17 protein-coding genes are annotated in these 18493 nt (G+C 30.1%); 9 read left to right on the forward strand and 8 right to left on the reverse strand.

What is annotated here, in order from left to right:
* Window positions 1–94: 94 nt before the first annotated feature.
* The 3 genes from ACY2RX_RS04360 (at window position 95) to ACY2RX_RS04370 (ending at window position 4864) form a co-directional block, all read left to right on the forward strand.
* Window positions 95–2674: a phosphoenolpyruvate carboxylase gene (locus ACY2RX_RS04360; protein WP_490102743.1), complete on the forward strand. Its 2580-nt coding sequence runs from the start codon at window positions 95–97 to the stop codon at window positions 2672–2674.
* A gap of 242 nt (window positions 2675–2916) precedes the next feature.
* Window positions 2917–3300 carry a hypothetical protein gene (locus tag ACY2RX_RS04365; protein WP_490102744.1) on the forward strand — a complete coding sequence of 128 codons (384 nt, stop codon included), beginning with the start codon at window positions 2917–2919 and terminating at the stop codon, window positions 3298–3300.
* Between the two features lie 25 nt (window positions 3301–3325).
* Window positions 3326–4864: a YifB family Mg chelatase-like AAA ATPase gene (locus tag ACY2RX_RS04370; RefSeq protein ID WP_490102745.1), complete on the forward strand. Its 1539-nt coding sequence runs from the start codon at window positions 3326–3328 to the stop codon at window positions 4862–4864.
* 255 nt (window positions 4865–5119) lie between these two features.
* Here ACY2RX_RS04370 and ahcY read toward each other — a convergent pair whose 3' ends face one another.
* Window positions 5120–6436, reverse strand: coding sequence for an adenosylhomocysteinase (gene ahcY / locus ACY2RX_RS04375; protein WP_490102746.1), 1317 nt, complete (start codon window positions 6434–6436; stop codon window positions 5120–5122).
* 64 nt (window positions 6437–6500) lie between these two features.
* Between ahcY and ACY2RX_RS04380 the strand changes: the two genes are divergently transcribed.
* The 6 genes from ACY2RX_RS04380 to ACY2RX_RS04405 all read left to right on the forward strand — a co-directional run bounded on the left by ACY2RX_RS04380 (window position 6501) and on the right by ACY2RX_RS04405 (window position 12344).
* Window positions 6501–7127: a 4'-phosphopantetheinyl transferase family protein gene (locus tag ACY2RX_RS04380; protein ID WP_490102747.1), complete on the forward strand. Its 627-nt coding sequence runs from the start codon at window positions 6501–6503 to the stop codon at window positions 7125–7127.
* Between the two features lie 131 nt (window positions 7128–7258).
* Window positions 7259–7981: a phosphoglycerol geranylgeranyltransferase gene (locus tag ACY2RX_RS04385; protein WP_490102916.1), complete on the forward strand. Its 723-nt coding sequence runs from the start codon at window positions 7259–7261 to the stop codon at window positions 7979–7981.
* Between the two features lie 6 nt (window positions 7982–7987).
* Window positions 7988–8617 (forward strand): nicotinamide riboside transporter PnuC, encoded by a 630-nt coding sequence (gene pnuC, locus ACY2RX_RS04390; RefSeq protein WP_490102748.1) that lies wholly within the window; start codon window positions 7988–7990, stop codon window positions 8615–8617.
* Entirely contained in the window at window positions 8581–9240 is a 660-nt protein-coding gene (locus tag ACY2RX_RS04395) for an AAA family ATPase (RefSeq protein WP_490102749.1), read from the forward strand. The genes pnuC and ACY2RX_RS04395 overlap by 37 nt, the downstream gene beginning before the upstream one ends.
* Window positions 9240–9644, forward strand: coding sequence for an alternative ribosome rescue aminoacyl-tRNA hydrolase ArfB (gene arfB, locus ACY2RX_RS04400; protein WP_490102750.1), 405 nt, complete (start codon window positions 9240–9242; stop codon window positions 9642–9644). Before ACY2RX_RS04395 ends, arfB begins: the two co-directional genes overlap by 1 nt.
* Window positions 9645–10010: 366 nt before the next feature.
* Window positions 10011–12344 carry a TonB-dependent receptor gene (locus ACY2RX_RS04405; RefSeq protein ID WP_490102751.1) on the forward strand — a complete coding sequence of 778 codons (2334 nt, stop codon included), beginning with the start codon at window positions 10011–10013 and terminating at the stop codon, window positions 12342–12344.
* Between the two features lie 53 nt (window positions 12345–12397).
* Here ACY2RX_RS04405 and ACY2RX_RS04410 read toward each other — a convergent pair whose 3' ends face one another.
* From ACY2RX_RS04410 to ACY2RX_RS04440, 7 genes are all read right to left on the reverse strand, one after another.
* On the reverse strand, window positions 12398–12607 hold the full coding sequence (locus ACY2RX_RS04410; protein WP_490102752.1) for a YgaP family membrane protein: 210 nt from the start codon (window positions 12605–12607) through the stop codon (window positions 12398–12400).
* 28 nt (window positions 12608–12635) lie between these two features.
* Window positions 12636–12902, reverse strand: a complete 267-nt coding sequence (locus ACY2RX_RS04415; RefSeq protein ID WP_490102753.1) for a heavy-metal-associated domain-containing protein — start codon at window positions 12900–12902, stop codon at window positions 12636–12638.
* Between the two features lie 5 nt (window positions 12903–12907).
* Window positions 12908–13273 (reverse strand): rhodanese-like domain-containing protein, encoded by a 366-nt coding sequence (locus tag ACY2RX_RS04420; protein WP_490102754.1) that lies wholly within the window; start codon window positions 13271–13273, stop codon window positions 12908–12910.
* A gap of 4 nt (window positions 13274–13277) precedes the next feature.
* Entirely contained in the window at window positions 13278–14684 is a 1407-nt protein-coding gene (locus ACY2RX_RS04425; protein WP_490102755.1) for an MBL fold metallo-hydrolase, read from the reverse strand.
* A gap of 78 nt (window positions 14685–14762) precedes the next feature.
* Window positions 14763–16490, reverse strand: a complete 1728-nt coding sequence (locus tag ACY2RX_RS04430; protein ID WP_490102756.1) for a SulP family inorganic anion transporter — start codon at window positions 16488–16490, stop codon at window positions 14763–14765.
* Window positions 16491–16536: 46 nt separating this feature from the next.
* Window positions 16537–17559, reverse strand: a complete 1023-nt coding sequence (gene ruvB, locus ACY2RX_RS04435) for a Holliday junction branch migration DNA helicase RuvB (protein WP_490102757.1) — start codon at window positions 17557–17559, stop codon at window positions 16537–16539.
* Between the two features lie 66 nt (window positions 17560–17625).
* Window positions 17626–18492 (reverse strand): mechanosensitive ion channel family protein, encoded by an 867-nt coding sequence (locus tag ACY2RX_RS04440; protein ID WP_490102758.1) that lies wholly within the window; start codon window positions 18490–18492, stop codon window positions 17626–17628.
* Window position 18493 lies beyond the last annotated feature (1 nt).

An 18493-nucleotide genomic window follows, 5' to 3' on the forward strand; every position in this document is an offset into this window, starting at 1 on the left:
TATCGTTTTCGTAAATAATTTAGCGTTTATTGAGCAAAAAGTAGTCTTAATTATTTAAGTTTTTTGTAGTTTTATTTCGAAATAAATAAAAAATATGAATAGTTTACCTAAGTTAGAAAGATTTAATGAAAACGTACTTTCTAAGTATCAAATTTATAATAGTATTTTTACAACACTCCCTTTTGATACTATAGATGACACAGGAGTATTATTACCATTACTTCATAAAGTATGTGAAAAAGGTTTTGAATTAGAAAAAAACCCTACAGAAATTGTAGAACATTTTTTTAAAAAATATCAAGAAAATCCAACAAAAAAAGAAAAAGCAGATTTACTCTTTCGTTTTATTCAATTTATAGAACGTCAGGTGGTTTTATTTGATGCTATAGAAGATGCAGCTTTTCCTATTGTTAATAATATGGATGGTTATGGTTCTCTTAGAAATTCTAAAGAATCTGCAACTTTAAGTAACAAAAAAGACGAACTTAAAGCTCATTTAGAAGATTTTAAAGTTAGAATTGTACTCACTGCGCATCCAACTCAGTTTTATCCTGGTTCGGTTTTAGGAATTATTACAGACTTAGACAAAGCCATACAAAATGATGATTTGTTATTGATAAAAAAGCTGTTAGCACAGTTAGGCAAAACACCTTTTTATAAAAAAGCAAAACCAAGTCCTTTTGATGAAGCTGTAAGTTTAATTTGGTATTTAGACAATGTTTTTTATCATTCTGTAAGTAAAATATACAACTATATTCAGCACCATATTTATGACGGGAAACCCATAGATAATGAAATTATTGATCTTGGTTTTTGGCCAGGAGGAGACAGAGATGGAAATCCGTTTGTTACTACAAAAATAACATTAGATGTTGCAGAAAGATTGCGTCAAACCATTTTAAGAAGTTATTATAGAGATGTAAGACGCCTTAAAAGAAGATTTACTTTTGATGGCGTAAATGAAATATTGGCACGCATAGAAAAAAGGCTGTACAAACACGTAATAAGAAGTTATGCAAAAGTTAACTTTTCGCAAAAAATTCTTTTAGAAGAACTGTATGCTGCAAGAGATATTATTGTAAATGAACATCAATCTTTATTTGTTGAAGAATTAAATGATTTTATAAACAAGGTAAGAATTTTTGGTTTCCATTTTGCAACATTAGATATCAGACAAGACAGTAGAGTACATCACAAAGCATTTGTTCAAATTGTAAAAGATTTACAAAATATTGGCGATAAAACGTTCCCAGAAAACTATTTAAACCTTTCAGAAAAAGAACAAGTAAAAGTTTTATCAACCATAAAAGGTAGTATAGACCCAAGTATTTTAACAGATGAAGTTTCTGTAAAAACCATAGAATCTATTTATGCGCTAAAAACCATTCAGCAAAGAAATGGTGAACGCGGAGCAAATCGTTACATTATTAGTAACAACCAAACTGCTTTAAATGTAATGGAAACCTTTGCAATGTTAAATTTATGTGGTTTTAATGATGATTTATCTGTAGATGTTATTCCGCTTTTTGAAACGGTAGAAGATTTAGAAAATGCAGAAGATGTAATGCGTACTTTATACACTAATAAAACATATAGAGCACACGTTGCCAAAAGAAAAAACAAACAAACTATTATGTGTGGTTTTTCTGACGGAACAAAAGATGGCGGTTATTTAATGGCAAACTGGGGTATTTTTAAAGCCAAAGAAGCGCTAACAAAAGTTTCTAGAGAATTTGATATTGAAGTTATTTTCTTTGACGGACGTGGAGGACCACCAGCAAGAGGTGGAGGAAAAACACATCAATTTTACGCATCATTAGGCCCCACAATCGAAGACAAAGAAATTCAGCTAACCATACAAGGGCAAACTATTAGTTCTAATTTTGGAACTTTAGATTCATCGCAATACAACTTAGAACAATTAATAAGTTCGGGTATTAAAAATGAAGTTTTTAACAAAGACCAATTAAATAAAGAACATAGAATTTTAATGGACGATTTGGCGCAAACAAGTTACCAAACCTATGTAGATTTTAAAAATCACCCTAAGTTTTTATCGTATTTAGAAAAAATGAGTACGTTAAAATACTATGCAAAAACCAATATTGGTAGTAGACCAAGCAAGCGTTCTAACTCAGATACTTTAGACTTTTCTGCTTTAAGAGCCATTCCTTTTGTTGGTAGTTGGAGCCAGTTAAAACAAAATGTTCCTGGTTTCTTTGGGGTGGGTACAGCACTAAAAAAATATGAAGATGCTGGTAGATTTAATGAAGTGAAAGCTTTTTATAATTCATCAGATTTCTTTAGAACTTTACTAGAAAATAGTATGATGAGTTTAACAAAATCGTTCTTTGGTTTAACTGCTTATATGGCAGATAATCCTGAATTTGGAGAATTCTGGAAATTAATCTATACAGAATACCAAACAACTAAAAGATTACTTATTAAACTAACAGGAGATCATAAATTGATGCAAAATGCACCTGTTGCAAAAGCATCTATAGAAATTAGAGAAAAAATAGTATTGCCTTTACTAACAATTCAGCAATATGCTTTAAGAAAAATTCAAGAGCTGCAAAAATCGGAAAGAAAAGGTAAAGAAATAGAAATTTACGAAAAAATGGTAATGCGTTCTTTATTTGGTAATATTAACGCAAGTAGAAATTCTGCTTAATCTTTAGGGCAAACTCACACTTAATATAATACAAACTTTAGCCACAAATTCACGAATTTATAGATGACTATTCAAAAATAATTTTGCTAATTATAAAAACCTTTGGTTTTTATTAGTGAAATTAATAATTAAAGTAAAAATTTGTGAATTCGTGGCTAAAAATAAAAGTATGAGTTTGCCCTAGCTTAATCTTTTGTATTTCAAACAAATACTGTATCTTTATAACAGTATTTGTTTGAATTATGAAAAAACATCCTTTTTTAATATTAGCATTATTTGTTGGTAGTTTTTGTTTTTCTCAGCAAAAAACTACCAACAAAAATGTTTTACCCATAAGTATCTATACTACAATTTTTAATGTTAATACTGCTAAAAAACCATCTTATTCATCAATAAAGAAAAATTTAAACTTTAATTCTTTTTACAAGTTTACCACCATTTCTTTCGAAGATATAGATTCTAACCAATTTATAATTTCTAGTAATAATATTGGTAAAAAAACAACCCAATTTATTTATGATGATTATAAAAGTTATAGAGATGAATACCTTTTAAAAGGCTTTTTACAAAAGTATGATTTAACAAGATGGAGTCCTTGTAATTTTAGACAACCTAACATCAATTAATTTTCTTTATCTTTAAAGAAAAAAAATGCTCGTTAAAGTTTTCGGTTCTGCAGTTTTTGGCATAGAAGCCACCACAATTACAGTTGAAGTTAATATTGATAAAGGAATTGGTTATCATTTAGTGGGTTTGCCCGATAAAGCTGTAAGCGAAAGCTCTTATAGAATTTCTGCTGCACTTAACAACAATGCTTATAAACTTCCTGGTAAAAAAATCATCATAAATATGGCACCTGCCGATATCAGGAAAGAAGGAGCTTCTTATGATTTAACATTAGCCATAGGAATTTTAGCGGCTTCCAATCAAATAAAATCTGACACTATTGCTGATTATATTATTATGGGAGAACTCTCTTTAGACGGAAGTCTACAACCCATAAAAGGAGCATTACCAATTGCTATAAAAGCGCGTGAAGAAGGTTTTAAACATTTTATTCTTCCAAAAGAAAATGCAAAAGAGGCAGCCATAGTTAATGATTTAGATGTTTTAGGAGCTGATAATATTATAGAAGTTATCCATCATTTTAATGGTGATAAAAAAATTACTCCTACCATTGTTGATACACGTGCAGAATTTTATAAAAACATCGATTTCCCAGAATTTGATTTTTCGGATGTAAAAGGACAAGAATCTATAAAACGATGTATGGAAATTGCTGCTGCTGGCGGTCATAATATAATTTTGATTGGACCACCAGGTTCTGGAAAAACAATGTTAGCTAAAAGAATTCCAACAATTTTGCCTGCACTAAATTTAAAAGAAGCTTTAGAAACCACTAAAATACATTCAGTAATTGGCAAGGTTAAAAATACGGGGTTAATTTGCGAAAAACCTTTTAGAAGTCCACACCATAGTTGTTCTGATATTGCATTAATAGGAGGTGGAAATAACTTGCCTCAACCTGGTGAAATATCATTAGCGCACAATGGCGTTTTGTTTTTAGATGAGCTTCCAGAATTTAAAAGAAATGTGTTAGAAGTTTTGCGTCAACCACTAGAAGACAGAGAAGTTACCATTTCTAGAGCAAGATTTAGTGTTACTTACCCAAGTAGTTTTATGTTGGTGGCAAGTATGAATCCGAGTCCAAGTGGATTTTTTAACGATCCAAACTCACCTATGACATCTTCTCCACAAGAAATGCAACGTTATCTAAGTAAAATTTCTGGCCCGTTATTAGACAGAATTGACATTCATATTGAGGTTACTCCTGTTCCGTTTGCTAAATTATCTGAAGAACAAAAAGGAGAATCATCCGTAGCAATTAGAAAGCGCGTTACAGCTGCAAGAGAAATACAATCAATTAGGTTTAAAGATTTTGAAAATGTACATTATAATGCGCAAATGAGTGTAAAACAGATTCGTGAATTCTGCAAATTATCACCAGAAAGTTTATCACTTTTAAAAACTGCTATGGAAAAATTAAATCTTTCGGCAAGAGCTTATGACAGAATTTTAAAAGTTTCTAGAACCATTGCAGATTTAGCTAATAAAAAAGATATTTCTCCAGATCATATAGCAGAAGCTATTCAATATAGAAGTTTAGATAGAGAAGGCTGGTTAGGGTAAAATTTACTTTTTATAAAATCGGCTGGCAAACACACTTGCGTTAAGGATAGAAACGGCATCCTTTTTTGAGGAACGAAAAAAAGATATAGCCTTTCGACTTCGCTCAAGATAAATTCCAACCTGTTAAAACTCCCGTAAAAGAGATTGCTTCGTCATTCTTCCTCGCAATGACAACAAAAAAACCCTTACATTTCTGCAAGGGTTTCAAATATCTATAAGCGAAGTAATCTAAAAATCTTGCTTCTAATAATCTGATTAATATCTATAATGTTCTGGTTTATAAGGACCATCAACAGTTACACCAATGTAAGATGCTTGGTCTTCACGTAATTCTGTAAGCTCCACTCCTATTTTAGCTAAGTGTAATTTTGCTACTTTTTCATCTAAATGTTTTGGTAACATATACACTTGGTTTTCATAAGCATCTCTGTTTGTCCAAAGTTCAATTTGAGCTAACGTTTGATTTGTAAATGAGTTAGACATTACAAAACTTGGATGACCAGTTGCACAACCTAAATTTACCAAACGACCTTCTGCTAAAATGATAATATCTTTTCCTGCGATATTATATTTATCAACTTGTGGTTTAATAGTATCTTTTGTGTTTCCGTGGTTTTTGTTTAACCAAGCCATATCAATTTCGTTATCAAAATGCCCAATGTTACAAACAATAACTTTGTCTTTCATTGCTTCGAAATGACGACCTTGAATAATGTCTTTATTTCCAGTAGTAGTAATAATAATATCAGAATTACCAACAACAGTTTCTAATCTCTTAACTTCAAAACCATCCATAGCAGCTTGTAAAGCACAAATTGGGTCTATTTCTGTAACCGTTACAATTGCACCTGCTCCTTTAAAAGATGCTGCTGTACCTTTACCAACATCTCCATAACCACAAACCGTTACACGTTTACCTGCTAACATAATATCTGTTGCTCTTCTAATTGCATCTACTGCAGATTCTTTGCAACCATATTTATTATCAAATTTAGATTTAGTTACAGAATCGTTTACATTAATTGCTGGCATTGGTAAAGTTCCTGCCTTTACTCTGTCATACAATCTGTGAACTCCAGTTGTAGTTTCTTCAGATAAACCATTAATTCCGGCAGCTAATTCTGGATATTTATCCAAAACCATATTAGTTAAATCTCCACCATCATCAAGAATTAAGTTTAATGGTTTTCTATCTTCACCAAAGAATAACGTTTGCTCAATACACCAGTCAAATTCTTCTTCTGTCATATCTTTCCAAGCGTAAACTGGCGTTCCTGCAGCTGCAATTGCAGCTGCAGCTTGATCTTGCGTAGAAAAAATATTACAAGAACTCCAAGTTACCTCAGCCCCTAAAGCTTGCAAAGTTTCAATTAAAACGGCTGTTTGAATGGTCATATGCAAACATCCTGCAATTCTTGCACCTTTTAATGGCTGCTCGTTTTTATATTCTTCTCTTAAAGACATTAATCCAGGCATTTCTGCTTCTGCCAATTCAATTTCTTTTCTTCCCCAATCTGCTAAAGAAATATCTTTTACTTTAAAAGGAACGTATGTAGCGGTTTTTGTGCTCATATTATGTATATTTATATTCTAATTTTTTCGAGCTGCAAAGTTACGACATCCATTTTAAATACATATGCCTCTTTACAAAAGTTTAACGGTTGATAAAAACATTAAAGTTCTGATTTGGAAGATAGAAGAGTCTTTTGAATATTTATCTAAAGGAATTTCTTTGACAAATAATAGTCAGACACGTTTAGATAATATGAAATCAGAATTGCATCAAAAAGGATTTTTAAGTGTAAGACATTTACTAAAAAAAGTGGGTTATGCTGATGAAGATCTAATCTATGACGAGTATGGTAAACCGCATTTAAAAGACGGAAAACATATTTCTATTACACATTCTTTTACCTTTTCTGGGATTATAGTTTCTGATGGCAATCCTGTTGGAATTGACATTGAAAAACAGCGTGAAAAGATTTTGAAAATTGCGCATAAATTCACGCCATTTGAAGAATACAAAACCATTGCAAATGTTGATGCTTTAATCAGTAAACTAACCATTGTTTGGGGAGCAAAAGAGAGTTTGTATAAAATCTACGGAAAGAAAAAATTACTCTTTCTGCATCATATTTATATTGAAGATTTTAAGTTTGCAGATGAAAAAACTTCGGGTGAAATTCGTTATAATGGTGATGTTAGCTCTTACAATATTCACTTTTTAGAGTTTGATGGTTTTACGTGTGTATTTGCTTATTAAAAATAAGTTGTAAAGTTGAAAGTTACAAAATAACAAACTTTGTCATTGCGAAGAACGAAGCAATCTCTTCTTAAAAATAGATTACTTCGTTATTCTTCCTCGTAATGACATTTAGCTTTTGTATTTTCGCAATTGTGAATATTTACCAAAACATTTTATCAGCAAAAAAAGAAGGCAAAAAACTGTTAGCAGTTTTAATTGATCCTGAAAAATTTGAGGTTGAAAAAACAACTTCTTTTTTCGAGAAAGTACATAAATCAATTACTACGCATATTTTTGTTGGCGGAAGTACAGATAAAAACAATCAAACTTCAACTGTTGTTTCTATAATAAAAAAGGCAACAAAATTACCTGTTATTTTATTTCCTGGTGATGTAAAACAAATCACAAACAAAGCAGATGCAATTCTATTTTTAAGCCTGATTTCTGGTAGAAATCCAGAGTATTTAATTGAGCAACAAATTAAATCAGTTTCAATTTTAAAAAATGCTGATTTAGAAATTTTACCTACAGGTTATATTCTTGTTGATGGAGGAAAAGAAACTGCAACCCAAAAAGTAAGCAATACAAAACCAATTTCTCAAAACAATATAGAACTCATTGTAAACACAGCATTAGCTGGTGAATTTTCTGGAAAAAAAATTATTTACTTAGAAGCTGGAAGTGGCGCCACAACGCCTTTAGACGCAAGTATTATTTCTCTTGTAAAAAAAAACTTATCAATTCCTTTAATTGTTGGTGGCGGAATTCGTTCTAAAAAACAACTCGAAAATGCTTTTAAATCTGGTGCAGATTTAGTAGTTATAGGTACTGCTTTTGAAAATGATGAAACCTTTTTTAATCAACTTAAATAATAACAAATGTCAACTATTTTCGATTTTTTCCTAAACGCTTATCAAAATACACCAACCTCTTTTATTGTATTAGAAGCTATTGCTTTTGTTTTTGGAATAGCAAGTGTCTGGTATGCAAAAAAAGAAAATATTTTAGTGTATCCAACAGGATTAATTGCCACAATAATAACCGTTTATTTATTATACAAAGCACAGTATTTTGGAGATATGATGATGAACTTCTACTATTCTATTATGAGTATTTATGGTTGGTGGAACTGGTCTAGAAAAAGAAATAACAAAGTTGTTGTGCCAATATCTAGAACAACATTTAAAGAAAAAATAATTGGTATTGGCTTAGTAATTTTAACAATGTTAGTTACTTATGGGGTTTATAGGTATTTTGGAAATGAGATTAAAACCGAAAACTATTTAGACATTTTTACTTCTGGAGTCTTTTTTACAGCAATGTGGTATATGGCAAATAAAAAGTTAGAAAACTGGACTCTTTGGATTTTTGCCGATTTAATTACTGTGCCACTTTATGCTTATCGTGGTTTAGGAATGTTATCTTTACAATATCTAATATTCACTATTTTAGCTATTCAAGGTTATATCGTATGGAAAAAAAGCTTAGACAAAAACCAATCAATCTAGTAAAGGTTGTTTTATTTGGACCAGAATCTACAGGAAAAACAACGCTTTCTAGACAATTAGCACGCCATTACAATACGGTTTGGGCGCCAGAATTTGCTAGAGAATATTTACAAAACAAATGGAATAATGAACGTAAAACTTGCGAAAAGGACGATTTAATTCCCATTGCAATTGGGCAAATGAAATTAGAAAATAAGTTGGCTAAAAAAGCGGATAAAGTTCTAATTTGTGATACAGATTTACTAGAAACAAAAGTATATTCTGAAGAATTTTATGGTGGTTTTGTTGATAAAAAATTGAATGAAGCCGCTAATAAAAATCAATACGATTTATATTTGTTAACCTACATTGATACCCCTTGGCAAGAAGACGATTTACGAGACAGACCTGAACTACGTTTAGAAATGTTTACTGCTTTCGAAAAATCTTTAAAAGATCATAATAAATCTTACATTTTATTAAAAGGTGATAAAGAAACACGATTAAAAAAAGCTACAAAAGCTATTGATAAACTAATTGCAGAAAAAGAAAATTTATATTCTTTTTCAGATTCTTTAATTGATATAGATATGCATTTTTTACATCAAAATATAGATGATTTTAGCAATTCTTACGACTATTAATGAATTCTGAAAACATTTTAAAAGAATTAAAATTTAAAGCTATCAGAAGTTCTGGCGCTGGTGGCCAACACGTAAACAAAGTGTCTTCTAAAATTGAATTGACTTTTGATTTAGAAAACGCTAGCTCCTTATCTAAAGAAGAAAAAGAGCGTTTACAAAACAAGCTATCATCAAAACTAACAAAAGAAAATTTACTCATTTTATTTTGCGATGAATCTCGTTCGCAACACAGAAATAAAGAAATTGTTATTAAGCGGTTTTTAGATTTGTTAAAAACAAATTTAGTTAAACCCAAAAAAAGAAAAGCTACAAAGCCAACTAAGGCATCTATTAAAAGAAAAACAGAAAATAAAAAAAGGACTTCTGTTAAAAAAGCTTTAAGAAGAAAACCTAAAATTGAATAAAAAGTCATTTTTTTGTTTCTCTTTTAAAAAATCCGATTTACTTTTGCAGCGTTCTCATAAAGGGGTGCTTTTTAGTTCTTAGTTTTTAGGTTTTTAGTTTTTAGTTCTTAGTCTCATCAGACTTAATAACTTTTAACTTTTTAACTTTTTAACTTTTAACTTTTTTAGGCTGAGATCATACCCAAAGAACCTGGGCAAATAATGTTGCCAAGGGATTTATAACAATGTCATTGCGAAGAATTAAATTCTGAAGCAATCTTATTTTGATGAGATTACCACGTCGTAAACTCCTCGTAATGACAAATAATTATTCAATATTAATTACAAGAATAATTACCTCTTTTTATTCGTTTTAAATTTTTTAAAATGAAAAAAATTACCATTTTTTTATTCTTGTTTGCAAGTATACTTGTAAACGCCCAAACATTTACACTTAAAGGAAAAGTTGTAGATGAAAACAATGAATCTTTGCCAGGAGCAACTATTTTGGTTAAAGAAACAAACCAAGGAACATCAACAAATTTTGATGGAAAGTTCAGTCTAAACCTTACAAAAGGTAAGTACACAATTCAAGTTTCATTTATTGGTTACAAAACGATTTCTAAAGAAATTAATTTTACAAAAAATGATGAAATTAATTTTGCTTTAATCCCAATTTCTACTCTTTTAGACGAAATTTTGGTGTCTGCTGTTCGTGTAAAAGCGGATGCGCCAGTTACACATTCTAACATCACAAAAAAGGAGATTGCCAAACGTAATTTAGGACAAGATATTCCTATTTTAATGAACTATTTACCCTCAGTAGTTACAACATCTGATGCAGGTGCCGGTATTGGTTACACAGGAATTCGTGTTCGTGGTTCTGATGCAACTAGGGTAAATGTAACTATTAATGGTATTCCGTATAACGATGCTGAAAGTCAAGGAACTTTTTGGGTAAATATGGGCGATTTTGCTTCATCAACCCAAAGTTTACAGTTACAGCGTGGAGTTGGAACATCAACCAATGGTTCTGGTGCTTTTGGTGCAAGTTTAAATATTTTAACGGATGCAGTTTCTGAAGAAGCTGGTGGAGAGATCTCGAATTCTTTTGGTTCTTTCGGAACCAGAAAACACACTGTAAAATTTACCACAGGGAAAGTAAATGAGCATTTTGAATTTGCAGGACGTTTGTCTAATATTTATTCTGATGGATATATAGACAGAGCTTTTACTGATTTAAAATCATACTTCCTTCAAGGTTCTTATACAGATGAAAATACTTTAATTAAAGCATTGGTTTTTGGAAACAAAGAAAAAACATATCAAGCGTGGTATGGTTTAACAGCAGCTGAATTAAAAGTAAATCGCAAAAAAAACCCTTATACTTATGAGAATGAAACCGATAACTATTGGCAAGATCATTTTCAATTACATTGGAACCAAAAATTAAACAACAATTGGTCTACCAATGTTGGTTTTAATTATACTCGCGGTAAAGGATATTATGAGCAATATGAAGATGACACAGATGAAATTTCTCTTTATAACGGAATTGTAGTTGCTACAGATACTAAAACTAAAAAAGGTAAAATTATCCCTATTACAGATTTAATTAGAAGACGTTGGTTAGACAATCATTTTTATGTTTTAAATGCAAATGCAACCTATAAAAAAGAAAATTTAGAAATTATAGGAGGTACTTCTTTTAGTTATTATAAAGGAGACCATTTTGGTGAAGTAATTTGGGCAAAACATTTTGCACCATCAGCAAATATTAGAGATCGTTATTATTTTGGAGATGCCTCTAAAACAGATAATTCTACATTTATTAAATCAACTTTTTCTTTCTCAGATAATTTTAAAGCATTTGTAGATTTACAAGGTAGGTTTGTAAACTATAAAACAAACGGAGTTAACTCTAAAAGGAAACCTTTTGTTGTAAATAAAAATTTTAACTTTTTTAATCCAAAAGTAGGATTAACCTATTTTTATAACTCTAATCATAGTTTGTATGGTTCTTATGCAAGAGCAAATAGAGAGCCTAATAGAGATGATTTTAAAAACGGTACAGACACACACGAAACTTTAAACGATTTTGAATTGGGTTGGCGTTTTAAATCTGATAAAATTAAAGTTAATACAAACCTGTTTTATATGAATTATATTAATCAATTAGTATTAACAGGTGCAGTAGATGATGTTGGTAGCCCAATTAAAACAACAAGTGGACAAAGTTATAGAGCCGGTATAGAAATAGATGCTGATATTTCTTTGACAGAAAAAATATCTATAAAACCAAATTTTGCTTTTAGTAAAAATAAAAATGTTGATTTTTACATTACTAAAAATAAAAAACCTGTTAAGTTAGGCAATACTCCAATTTCTTATTCTCCAGAAATTGTTGCTGGAAATATATTAACTTATAAACCTTTACAAAATGCACAAATATCTATCTTGTCTAAATATGTTGGAGAACAATTATTAAATAATATTAATGATCAACAATCAAAATTAAAAAGTTACTTTTTAAATGATTTAAATATTGTGTATCAGATACCAACAAAAAAAGTATTTAAATCTATTATTATAACGGGTTTAGTAAATAATATTTTTAATGTAAAGTACGAATCTAACGCAATTGATTATGGAGGTGGTTATATCTATTATTTTCCACAAGCTGGCACAAACTTTTTAGCAGGCGTAACCTTAAAGTTTTAAGAATCATAAATTTTACTAAAGTAAAAATCCCAAACTTTCGTTTGGGATTTTTATTACTTTTTAATTTTACAAGTATTAATGCCAAATATTGAAAATATTGGGCATTTACTAGTTAAAGCAGTAAGTAATAAAATTATTGCAACTGCCCAAAGAAGATAACCTATCCAAGGAGATTCAAATTCTTTTGTGTAAGCAAAATATGTAGCAACCAATGCTAATATTATTCTTACCAGCTTGTCTATTGTTCCTACATTTTTAGTCATAATTTTACTTTTAACTATTATTAATATTTTAAGAATCTATTCTACCAACTGCACAACTTACAAAAGATTTTGCTTTGTGTACGATTGTATTTTTATCACCAACTTCTGGATAACCTAGTTTAGATAACTTTAATTTAATTTCTTCTAAGTTATCTTTTTCTGAGGCAATAGAAACTATAGATTTTTCAATATCTATTTCTACTTCTTTAACTCCTTTTAATGATAAAATTCCTTTTTTTATTGTTGATGCACAACCACCACATTTTAAGTTTTCTATTTGTATCTCTGTATTCATAATTCTTAATTTTCGGTTTTCCATTTTGTATAACCTCCTAGAACGTTATACACTTCAAATCCTTTTTCTTTTAAAATTTTAGCGGCTTTACCACTTCTATTACCACTTCTACAATAAAGGTAAACAGGTTTCTTTTTATCTATTTTTTTTATTGCTTTATTAGCAAAATCATCATCAAAAAAATTAATAAAAATTGAGTTTTCTATATTCCCTTGTGCAACTTCTTTGGGTGTTCTAACATCTATTAGTTGAATTTTTTCTTTTTCTAAAAGAACTTTTAATTCTTTTGTAGAGATAGTCTTAATTTCTTCTTGGGCATTACAATTAATTAAAAGAAAACTTAAACTAAATAGAAATATAAAACGTTTCATTTTTTTATTTTAAAGTTGATGGACAAACTGTTATTGTTCTTTTAATATTAGTATTTCTAATTGCAGCATAACCACCTGCAACATCAATTACCTTATGAAAACCTCTTGCTTTTAAAATTGAAGCTGCAATAACAGAACGATAACCTCCTGCACAATGCACATAAAAATCTTTATCTGTTGGAAACTCTGCAATATGATTATTTAAATAATCTAAAGGTGTAGAAGGCACATCAATAATATGCTCATTATTATATTCTCCTGGTTTTCTAACATCAAAAACCAATGATTTTTCATTTATTTTAGTTTCTAAAACATCAGCAGAAACAGACATTAAAGTATCGATTTCTTTATTTGCTTTTTTCCAAGAGTCAAAACTTCCTTCTAAATATCCTAAGACATTATCAAACCCAACTCTAGACAAGCGAGTAATGGTGTCTTCTTCTCTACCAATTGGAGTTACCAACAAAATTGGTTGGTTAATATCTTTAATTAATGCGCCAACCCAAGGTGCAAATCCGCCATCGATACCAATAAAAATTGATTGAGGAATAAATCCTTTTATAAATTCTGATTGATGACGCACATCTAAAACAATAGCATTTGTTTCGTTTGCAATTACTTCGAAATCTTTAACAGACAAAGGTTTTGCGTTTTTTTTAATTACTTCTGCAACATCTTTATAACCTTCTTTATTTAGTTTTACATTTAGAGGAAAATATGCTGGCGGAGGTAATAATCCGTCAGTTACTTCTTTAATAAATTCTTCTTTGGTCATATTAGCTCTTAATGCGTAATTGGTTTTTTTCTGATTGCCAATAGTACCCACAGTTTCTTTACTTAAGTTTTTACCACAAGCAGAACCCGCTCCATGCGCAGGATAGACTATAACATTATCTGCTAAAGGCATTACTTTATTGCGTAAACTATCGTATAAAAAACCCGCTAAATCTTTTTCTGTGATGTCTCCTTTTTGTGCTAAATCTGGACGTCCAACATCTCCTAAAAACAAAGTATCTCCACTAAAAATTGCGTGGTCTTTTCCGTTTTTATCTTTTAACAAAAAACAAGAACTCTCCATTGTATGACCAGGTGTGTGTAATACTGTAATGCTAATATCACCTAATTGAAACACTTGATTGTCTTCTGCTATAATTGCCTCAAAGTTTGGTTTTGCTGTTGGACCAAATACAATTTTTGCGCCTGTTTTTTCAGCAAGAGTTACGTGTCCGCTTACAAAATCTGCGTGAAAATGTGTTTCAAAAATGTATTTAATTTTTGCATTGTTTTTTTCTGCTTTATCAATATAATCTTGTACTTCTCTTAATGGATCTATAATAGCAACTTCGCCATTACTTTCTATATAATAAGCTCCTTGTGCTAAACAACCTGTATAAATTTGTTCTATTATCATTTTAATTCTCTTATCTATTTATGCATCAAAATAACATTGAAATTTAATTTTTATCAATGATATTTATCAGTCTTAATTTTAGTTATATGCTTGATGTATGTATTTAGAATATTTTTCTTGTTCTTCTCTATTGCCAGTTTTATAAAATATGACAGCATTATTTGAACGCATAAAAAAGTGATTAATGTCTATTATTGATAAAATTCCACTTTTAAATAGATCGTCTCTTACAGGACCTTTAACACCTGCAAAATAGAAAGTAACTCCTTTTTTCTTATAAAATTTAATTCGTTCTTTTAACATTTCTACACCTGTACTATCTACTCTATTTATGCTTTCTGCATCTAAAACAATGAGCTTTAAATTATCTCCTTTTTTATGCGCCAAATCATCTAATTTGTCTCTAAAATAACTTGAATTTGCATAAAAAATTTGTGCATCAAACCTAAAGATTAAAATATCGTTTTCTATAATAACTTCTTCAAAACGATTTCTATTTCTATAAAAATTTGAGTTGGGCACTTTTCCTAATTCAGCAACATAAGGTCTAGATGTTCTAAAAATTAATACGATTAAAGACAAACCTACTCCAACAATTATTCCATATTCTATTCCTAATAATAATGTTGATATAAATGTGGCAAACATCAACCAAAAATCTAAATGATTTGCTTTCCATAAAAAAGCAGCTTCTTTAATATTTACCAAACCAAAAACTGATACAATTATTATTGCTGCCAACACAGTTTTGGGTAAATAATAAAATAATGGCGTTAAAAACAACAAGGTTAAAACAACCATTATTACAGATATTAATGCTGCCATTCCTGTTTTTGCACCACTTTCTTGATTAATTGCTGAACGCGAAAAACTTGATGTACTTGGATATGCTTTAAACAAAGAACCCACCATATTGCTTAATCCTAATGCAATTAATTCTTGATTGGGTCTAATTCTATATTCATCTTGTTTTGCTTCTAATGATTTTCCTATGGATATAGTTTCTAAATAACCAACCATTACTAATGTTAATGCAATGGGTAATAATTCTCTAATTTGTTCTAAATCAAACTCTGGAACACCAAAAACTGGTAACCCTGAAGGAATGTCTTTTACAATGGCAACATCATTATAAGATTTTCCGAAGAATTTCATAATGATAATCCCCAGAATAACAACAATTAGTGCGTTGGGTATTTTTTTATTTATTTTTCTAAAAATGATAATTACAACTACAGAAACTAACCCTATTACAGTTGTATGATAATGATAACTTGAAATTTGAAGCCAAATATCTTCTACAACATATTGTATTTGATCACTTTGCACAAAATCTACGCCCAATAAATTTCGAAATTGATTGAAGCCAATAATTAATGCTACTGCAGATGTAAAGCCTGTTATAACTGGTTTTGATAGAAAGTTTACTATAAACCCTAAACTAAAAACTCCCATTATAAATTGAATGGCGCCTACCATTAATGCCAATAAAATTGCAATAGAAATATAACTTTCTGAACCTGCTAAAGCTAAAGTAGAAACACCTGTTGCCACTATTAAAGAATCCATTGCTACTGGCCCAATAGCAACTTGCCTAGAGGAACCAAAAATGGCATACATTACTTGCGGCACTAACCCACAATACAAACCATAGATTGGTGGCAATCCTGCAATTAAAGCATAGGCAATACCTTGCGGAATTAAAATAATACTCACTGTAATTCCTGCTACTAAATCGCCTTTAAAAAGTGATGTATTGTAGTTGGGTAACCATTCTAAAATTGGTATGATTTTTTTGAAATTCATAAGCCCATCCTAACCTTCCCAAAGGGAAAGAACTTTTACTCTCGTGTTAAAATAATTCTCCTTGGTTTTTTCCTTTAATTCTCCCTAAATGTTTGTATGCTAAACCTGTAGCTTCTCTACCTCTTGGCGTTCTCATTATAAAACCTTGCTGAATTAAAAAAGGTTCATATACTTCTTCTATGGTTTCTGTATTTTCTGATACTGCAGTTGCAATGGTTCCTAAACCTACTGGGCCTCCTTTAAATTTATCAATAATAGTTGCCAAAATTTTATTATCCATTTCATCTAAACCGTGTGCATCTACATTTAATGCTTTTAGTGCGTATTTTGCAATTTCTATGGTTATTGTTCCATCTCCTTTAATTTGAGCAAAATCGCGAACTCTTCTTAATAACGCATTTGCAATTCTTGGTGTTCCTCTACTTCTACCAGCAATTTCTATGGCTGCCTCCATAGAAATAGGAACCTTTAAAATATGTGCACTTCTTTGAATTATGGTAGTTAATAATTCTGTTTTATAATAATGTAATCTACTACTAATACCAAATCTAGCTCTCATTGGCGCAGTTAATAATCCTGAGCGAGTAGTTGCGCCTATTAAAGTAAATGGTTCTAAATTGATTTGAACTGTTCTGGCATTTGGACCAGATTCTATCATAATATCAATTTTATAATCTTCCATAGCAGAATATAAATACTCTTCTACTATTGGACTTAATCTGTGTATTTCATCTATAAAAAGCACATCTCTTTCGTCTAAGTTTGTTAGCAAACCTGCTAAATCTCCTGGTTTGTCTAAGACTGGACCAGAAGTAACTTTTATACCCACATCTAATTCGTTGGCTAAAATATGTGCCAAGGTTGTTTTACCTAATCCTGGAGGTCCATGAAATAATGTGTGATCTAAAGCTTCTGCTCTTTGATTTGCAGCTTCAACAAAAACTTTTAAATTATCTATGGCTTGCTCTTGCCCTGTAAAATCATCAAAAGAAAGAGGTCTTAATTTTCTTTCTACATCTAATTCTTCACTTGTAAAATGATTGTTTTCAGGATTTAAGTTTTGGTTCATAACTACAAAGATAAATGATTTTAAACTAGACTTTAGTCTCTTTTGTTACACAAATATTTTGTCTTTTTAACTATAAATACCTGCTTCTATAAATGCTTTTTTTGATGATTCTGTTACATCGCCTTCAAACAGTTTTTCGTAACGAGCATCTAAAACATAGGCTTTTACTACTACTTTTGTTGCAGCATGGTCATCAAAATAGTCAAAAAACAAAATGGTTATTGGTTTGTCTATATTTAAATATCTTGATGTAATTGCGGCTTCTTCTACAATTTTTCTGATTTGAGAAACATCAACATTAATGGGTAACCATAAATTTACAACTACCATACAATCTAAAGCGCCTGAATTTGCGTTAGAAATACTGTCGGAAATAATTGCCGAATTTGGGATGGTTACAGTATTATCATCTAAAGTATTTACAATCGTATTTCTTAAGCCAATATTTACAACTTCTCCATAATTTCCTTTAATATTAATTCTATCTCCTATCTGAAAAGGTCTGTCTAAGATAATTAACAATCCTCCAAAAATATTTTTTACAATGTCTTGTAATGCAAAACCTAATGCCAAAGCAGATGAACCCATTAAGGCGTAAATTGCTTCTGCTGATGGATTAAAAAGTGTAATTACGAGTGTGTAGATTGCCAATGTCCAAACTAAAATCTTTATAACGGGCTGTAATCTTAGAATTTTTAATCGATGTCTGTTAAAGTTTTTTACTAAGTTTTTAAAAAACCAATCTAGTAATTTTATTAATCCCCAAGTAAGTATTATAACAATAATTATAGTAAGTATTTTGGTAATAGAAATTACTTCTGTTGCTGTAGAAATTGTGTTTTCTACATTGTTTGTTACGTCTTTAACTGTTTTTTCTTGCGCAAAATTAGAAATCGTAGTCAAGAAAAATAATGTGTATATTCCTTTTTTCATT

The sequence above is a fragment of the Polaribacter sp. 2405UD43-2 genome (assembly GCF_058147125.1).

What these genes read in the sequence shown, in the direction of transcription:
- ACY2RX_RS04360 (WP_490102743.1), top strand. Translation starts at nt 95, where the DNA reads ATGAATAGTTTACCTAAGTTAGAAAGATTTAATGAAAACGTACTTTCT.
- ACY2RX_RS04365 (WP_490102744.1), top strand. Translation starts at nt 2,917, where the DNA reads ATGAAAAAACATCCTTTTTTAATATTAGCATTATTTGTTGGTAGTTTT.
- ACY2RX_RS04370 (WP_490102745.1), top strand. Translation starts at nt 3,326, where the DNA reads ATGCTCGTTAAAGTTTTCGGTTCTGCAGTTTTTGGCATAGAAGCCACC.
- ahcY (WP_490102746.1), bottom strand. Translation starts at nt 6,436, where the DNA reads ATGAGCACAAAAACCGCTACATACGTTCCTTTTAAAGTAAAAGATATT.
- ACY2RX_RS04380 (WP_490102747.1), top strand. Translation starts at nt 6,501, where the DNA reads ATGCCTCTTTACAAAAGTTTAACGGTTGATAAAAACATTAAAGTTCTG.
- pnuC (WP_490102748.1), top strand. Translation starts at nt 7,988, where the DNA reads ATGTCAACTATTTTCGATTTTTTCCTAAACGCTTATCAAAATACACCA.
- ACY2RX_RS04395 (WP_490102749.1), top strand. Translation starts at nt 8,581, where the DNA reads ATGGAAAAAAAGCTTAGACAAAAACCAATCAATCTAGTAAAGGTTGTT.
- arfB (WP_490102750.1), top strand. Translation starts at nt 9,240, where the DNA reads ATGAATTCTGAAAACATTTTAAAAGAATTAAAATTTAAAGCTATCAGA.
- ACY2RX_RS04405 (WP_490102751.1), top strand. Translation starts at nt 10,011, where the DNA reads ATGAAAAAAATTACCATTTTTTTATTCTTGTTTGCAAGTATACTTGTA.
- ACY2RX_RS04410 (WP_490102752.1), bottom strand. Translation starts at nt 12,607, where the DNA reads ATGACTAAAAATGTAGGAACAATAGACAAGCTGGTAAGAATAATATTA.
- ACY2RX_RS04415 (WP_490102753.1), bottom strand. Translation starts at nt 12,902, where the DNA reads ATGAATACAGAGATACAAATAGAAAACTTAAAATGTGGTGGTTGTGCA.
- ACY2RX_RS04420 (WP_490102754.1), bottom strand. Translation starts at nt 13,273, where the DNA reads ATGAAACGTTTTATATTTCTATTTAGTTTAAGTTTTCTTTTAATTAAT.
- ACY2RX_RS04425 (WP_490102755.1), bottom strand. Translation starts at nt 14,684, where the DNA reads ATGATAATAGAACAAATTTATACAGGTTGTTTAGCACAAGGAGCTTAT.
- ACY2RX_RS04430 (WP_490102756.1), bottom strand. Translation starts at nt 16,490, where the DNA reads ATGAATTTCAAAAAAATCATACCAATTTTAGAATGGTTACCCAACTAC.
- ruvB (WP_490102757.1), bottom strand. Translation starts at nt 17,559, where the DNA reads ATGAACCAAAACTTAAATCCTGAAAACAATCATTTTACAAGTGAAGAA.
- ACY2RX_RS04440 (WP_490102758.1), bottom strand. Translation starts at nt 18,492, where the DNA reads ATGAAAAAAGGAATATACACATTATTTTTCTTGACTACGATTTCTAAT.